Source organism: Pseudoroseomonas cervicalis ATCC 49957 (genome assembly GCF_000164635.1).
In the GTDB taxonomy this organism is placed as follows: domain Bacteria; phylum Pseudomonadota; class Alphaproteobacteria; order Acetobacterales; family Acetobacteraceae; genus Pseudoroseomonas; species Pseudoroseomonas cervicalis.
This window is the reverse complement of record NZ_GG770783.1, coordinates 149,435-154,396: the sequence shown is the minus strand read 5'-3', so window position 1 is coordinate 154,396 and position 4,962 is coordinate 149,435. Positions and strand designations below refer to the sequence as shown.

5 protein-coding genes are annotated in these 4,962 nt (G+C 72.7%); 4 read left to right on the top strand and 1 reads right to left on the bottom strand.

The window, feature by feature from the left end; genetic code table 11:
- Positions 1–767: lytic transglycosylase domain-containing protein (locus HMPREF0731_RS23340; protein ID WP_007005616.1), on the bottom strand; the 767-nt coding region annotated here is incomplete at its 3' end.
- 176 nt (positions 768–943) lie between these two features.
- Here HMPREF0731_RS23340 and HMPREF0731_RS17980 point away from each other — a divergent pair.
- The 4 genes from HMPREF0731_RS17980 to HMPREF0731_RS25740 form a co-directional block, all read left to right on the top strand.
- Positions 944–2,386 carry a M20 family metallopeptidase gene (locus HMPREF0731_RS17980; RefSeq protein WP_007005615.1) on the top strand — a complete coding sequence of 481 codons (1,443 nt, stop codon included), beginning with the start codon at positions 944–946 and terminating at the stop codon, positions 2,384–2,386.
- 112 nt (positions 2,387–2,498) lie between these two features.
- Positions 2,499–4,103, top strand: coding sequence for an ABC transporter substrate-binding protein (locus tag HMPREF0731_RS17975; protein ID WP_007005614.1), 1,605 nt, complete (start codon positions 2,499–2,501; stop codon positions 4,101–4,103).
- Between the two features lie 95 nt (positions 4,104–4,198).
- On the top strand, positions 4,199–4,456 hold the full coding sequence (locus tag HMPREF0731_RS17970; protein ID WP_007005613.1) for a DUF3297 family protein: 258 nt from the start codon (positions 4,199–4,201) through the stop codon (positions 4,454–4,456).
- A gap of 144 nt (positions 4,457–4,600) precedes the next feature.
- Positions 4,601–4,962, top strand: a 362-nt coding sequence (locus HMPREF0731_RS25740; protein WP_040613874.1) for a hypothetical protein, incomplete at its 3' end; no start/stop codon positions are given.

Sequence of the window (4,962 nt, the reverse complement as noted above, 5' to 3'; positions counted from 1 at the left end):
CAGACATAGCCCGCCGGGCAGGCGGGCGGCGGCGCCCAGCCGCCCGCCACCAGGCCGCCATCGGCATAGGCGCGGTCCAGCGGGTCCGCCGGCCGCGGGGCGGCCAGGACATCCGGCTGCGGCGCGGCCAGGACATCGGTGCGCAGCGCGGCATAGCCGATGCGCGGCGCGATGCGGGCGACGTAGTGCTCCGTCTCGTCCGGCAGGATCTGCGCGCCGGAGAGGTAGTTCGCCACCCGATCGGGCCCGGCATTGTAGGCGGCCAGGAACAGCGGTGCGCCGAAACGGTCATACATGGCGCGCAGATAGGCGGCGCCGGCCAGGATGTTGTCGCGCGGCTCATAGGGGTCGGGACCGAGGCCGAGCGCGGGGCGTAGCCGGTCATAGGTCGCCGGCATCACCTGCATCAGCCCCATCGCCCCGACCGGCGAGGTGATCGGCAGCCCGTCCGCGCCATAGAGGCGGAAGCCGCTCTCCTGCCGCATCACCTCGCGCAGCCAGGACTCGGGCAGGGCGAAGCGGGTGGCGGCCTCGCGGATATGCGGGCCCCAGGGATCCTCGGGCGGGCCGGGCACGCTGTAGGCAGGGCGGGCCAGGGCGCGGTAGGCGCCGGCCTCGGCCCGGCTGGCGGCCAGGTCGTAGCCGTAATCGCCGCGCCCGTCATAGCCGCGCCGCCCATCCCAGGCGACAGGCGCCGCCCCGCCGCAGGCGGCGAGCAGCGGCAGCAGGGCCAAGGCCGTGGCCAGGCGCAGGCGCAGGCGCATCATGCGATCCCCTTTCCGTCCCCGCGGCCCGGATAGCGCGCCGCCGCCGCGGCGGCCAGCCCAGCGGAACTCCTTGCGCAGGCGGAGCGGCCGCCCCGCGCGGTTGCGGCGCCGGAGCGGCAGTCCTAAGCAGGCGCTTTCCCGGCCTGGTTTTCCACCCCCGCCCGCGAGGTCCCGGCATGCGCAACGATCCGCTTTCCCTCTCCACCCTGTCCGAGGCGGTGGAGCGCAAGAGCCCGGCCTACACCGCCATGTCCGACCGCATCTGGGGCCATGCCGAGCTGCGCTTCGCCGAGCACAAATCGGTCGATGAGCAGATCGCGCTGCTGGAGGCGGAGGGCTTCCGCATCACCCGCAATGTCGGCGGCATCCCGACCGCCTTCATGGCCGAGTCCGGCTCGGGTGGTCCGGTGATCGGCTTCCTCGGCGAGTTCGACGCGCTGGCGGGCCTCAGCCAGGAGGCCGGCATCGCCGAGCCCAAGCCGATCACCCCGGGGGCCACCGGCCATGGCTGCGGCCACAATCTGTTGGGCGCCGGCGCCATGCTGGCCGCGGTTGCCGCGCGCGACGAACTGGCCGCCAACAATTTGCCCGGCACGGTGCGCTATTATGGCTGCCCGGGCGAGGAAGGCGGCTCCGGCAAGACCTTCATGGCGCGCGAGGGCGCCTTCAACGACCTCGATGCCGCCGTCTCCTGGCATCCCGGCGTGGTCAGCAGCGTGAACTCGCAGCGCAGCATGGCCAATTTCCAGGTTTTCTTCCGGTTCAAGGGCCGCGCCTCGCACGCCGCCGGCTCGCCCTGGCTGGGCCGCTCGGCGCTGGATGCCGTCGAGATCATGAATGTCGGCGTCAACTATCTGCGCGAGCACATGCCGCTGGATTGCCGCGTGCACTACGCCATCACCAATTCTGGCGGCAATTCGCCCAATGTGGTGCAGGCCGATGCCGAGGTGCTCTACCTGATCCGCGGCCCCAAGGTGCGCGACGCCCAGGCGCTGTTCGACCGCGTCAAGGCCTGCGCCGAGGGCGCGGCGATCATGACCGGCACGACCATGTCGATGGAGATCGACAAGGCCTGCTCCGACACCATCCCGAACACGGCGCTGGAGATGCGCATGTTCGAGAACCTGTCCCGGCTTGGCGCGCCCGCCTTCGACGAGTCCGACCGTGCTTTCGCGGCCGAACTGCGCAAGAGCCTGTCGGAAGAGGACATCGCCGACAGCCTGCGCAGCTTCGGCGCGCCGGAGGAGCTGGGCAGTGCGCCGCTGCATGAGGGCGTGCTGCCCTTCGACGGCACCTCGCTGCCCGGCAATGGCTCGACCGATGTCGGCGATGTCAGCCAGATCGTGCCGGTGGTGCAGTGCTGGGGCGCCACCTGGGCGATCGGCACGCCCTTCCACACCTGGCAGGCGGTGGCCCAGGGCAAGAGCCCGCACGCGCATAAGGGCATGGTGCAGGCGGCCAAGGCGATGGCGGCGACGGCGCTCGACGCCTTCCGCGACCCGGAGCTGCTGGCCCGCGCCAAGGCCGAGCTCCGGCAGCGCACCGGCGGCCGCGCCTATGCCTGCCCGATCCCGGCCGAGGTGCTGGCGCCCCCGCTGCGCGCCCCCCGCCAGGCCTGATTTTTTTTTCAGTGGCGGGCCGCGTTGCGGCCCGCCGCGATACCGCGCCCGCGGGCGCGTCTCCCCGGCAAGAGGCAAAGCCCGGCCGGGACGCCAGACTGAAGGAACCGCCATGTCCCGCACCACCCCGCCGCGCGGCACCGCCGCGCGCGTCGCCCCGCCTGTTGCCGCCGCGCTGGCGGTGCTGGCCCTCGCCGCCCCGGCCGCGGCGCAGAATCTGACCTTCGGCGTCGGTTCGCAGGTCACCTCGATGGACCCGCACTACCACAACCTCACGCCGAACAGCGCCGTGGCCGGCATGATCTTCGGCACGCTGGTGCAGACCGATGGCCGCGCCCGGCTGCAGCCCGGCCTGGCCGAGAGCTGGCGCGCGGTCGACGACACCACCTGGGAATTCCGCCTGCGCCCGGATGCGCGTTTCCATGACGGCAAGCCGATGACGGCCGAGGATGTGGCCTTCACCCTGGCGCGCGTGCCGGGCGTGCCGAACTCGCCCTCCTCCTTCGCGCAATTCGTGCGCGCGGTGAAGCAGGTGGAGATCCTCGACGCGCACACGGTGCGGCTGCGCACCGACGGCCCCTACCCGCTGCTGCCGAACGACCTGTCCAGCGTGATGATGCTGCAGCACGAGACGCATCGCGACGTGACGACGGAGGCCTTCAACAGCGGCGCCGCCGCCATCGGCACCGGGCCCTTCCGCCTGGTCTCCTACCGCCATGGCGACCGCATCGAGCTGGAGCGCAACGACGCCTATTGGGGCCCGAAGCCGCATTGGCAGCGCGTCACCTACCGCATGATCACCAGCGACGCGGCGCGCAGCTCGGCGCTGCTGGCGGGCGATGTCGACATCATCGACCAGGTGCCGACCAGCGATCTGCGGCGGCTGCGCGCCGACAGCCGGCTGCGGGTGCAGGAGACGGTCGGGCTGCGGCTGATCTACCTGGCGCTCGACCACGCCAATGAGGGCGATTCGCCCTTCGTCACCGGCCCGGACGGCCAGAAGCTCGGCCGCAACCCGCTGCGCGACGCGCGGGTGCGCCGCGCCCTGTCGCTGGCCATGGACCGCGAGGCGATCGCGTCGCGGCTGATGGAGGATGCCTCCGTGCCGACCGGCCAGATCATGGCCGAGGGCACCTTCGGCTACCTGCCCGACCTGCCGGCGCCGCGCGCCGACGCGGACGCCGCCAAGCGCCTGCTGGCCGAGGCCGGCTACCCGAACGGCTTCCGCATGACGCTGCACGGGCCGAGCGACCGCTACATGAACGATGCCCGCATCATCCAGGCGGTCGGCCAGATGTGGACCCGCATCGGCGTGCGCACCCAGGTGGAGGCGCAGCCCTTCACCACCTTCATCGCCCGCGCCGGGCGCGGCGAGACCAGCGCGCATCTGATGGGGCTGGCGGCGACCAGCGGCGAGGCCTCGACCATGCTGCGCGCGCTGGTGGCGACGCAGAGCCGCGAGGCCGGCACCGGCGCCTCCAACCGCGGCCGCTACTCCAACCCGGCGCTGGATGCCGAGCTGGCCGAGGCGATGCGCACCCTCGACGATGCCCGGCGCGAGGCGATGCTGCGGCAGGTGACGCGGCGCGCCATCGAGGACCAGGCGCTGATCCCGGTGCACATCCAGAAGAACGCCTGGGCGATGCGCCGCGACCTGACCATCGACGCCCGCGCCGACGAATACACCCGCGCCCAGGACGTCCGCCCGGCCGAGTGAGGCGGGCGCTGGAGCGCGCGTCATTTGGAAAGCCGGGCGGGATTGGCTATCAACCCCGCCCGGGTTTCCGACCCTCCCCAGCCAAGGCCTCCGCGATGAGCGACACCCCGCCCGACCGCCTCTCCTCCAACCCGAAGAGCCCGTATTACGACGCCGCCCTGCTGGAGCGCGGCGTGGGCGTGCGCTTCAAGGGCGCCGAGAAGACCAATGTGGACGAGTATTGCGTCAGCGAGGGCTGGGTGCGGCTGACCGTCGGCACCACGCTGGACCGCAAGGGCAACCCGATGACCATCAAGCTGCAAGGCACGGTCGAGCCCTATTTCCGCGACCAGCCGGGCAACGCCGAGGGCTGACCGCCCCCGGCACGGCACGGCGGCGCGCGTGGCGGTGAAACCGATCCTGCCGCGATCTTGCGTCGCACGCGGCGCGATCCAGGTCTATGCTGCGCCGCCCGCCTCCGTGGCGGCCATGCCCGGACCCGAAGGAAGCCCCGACCCTTGAATCTGTCCCGCGCCCAGGTGCAGGCCGCCCAGGCGAATGGCCGCCAGTTCCTCCCCGCCGATCCCGCCCAGGTGGCGCGGCTGAGCATGCAGCGCCGCATCTTCTGGGTGGACGGCCAGCCCTGCCTGGCGCAGCGCGAGGACGGCTTCCTGGAGACGGCGGCGACGCTGGAGCAGTTCCTCGAGGAGATCGCGCCCGGGGCCGCGATGGCCTTGGGCAAGCCGGTCTCCGGCGCGGCGGAGGTTGCTCCGGCGGCGGCCGCCCCGGCCATGGCCCTGGCGGAGGAGCCGCCGGCCGAACCCCCTCTCGAGCCCCTGGCCCTGCCCGCCGCCGAGCTGCCCGCCTCCCTGCCGGCCGG

Bases quoted from the DNA above. Each gene is read 5' to 3' on its own strand.
- HMPREF0731_RS17975 (WP_007005614.1), top strand. From the start codon at position 2,499: ATGTCCCGCACCACCCCGCCGCGCGGCACCGCCGCGCGCGTCGCCCCG.
- HMPREF0731_RS17980 (WP_007005615.1), top strand. From the start codon at position 944: ATGCGCAACGATCCGCTTTCCCTCTCCACCCTGTCCGAGGCGGTGGAG.
- HMPREF0731_RS17970 (WP_007005613.1), top strand. From the start codon at position 4,199: ATGAGCGACACCCCGCCCGACCGCCTCTCCTCCAACCCGAAGAGCCCG.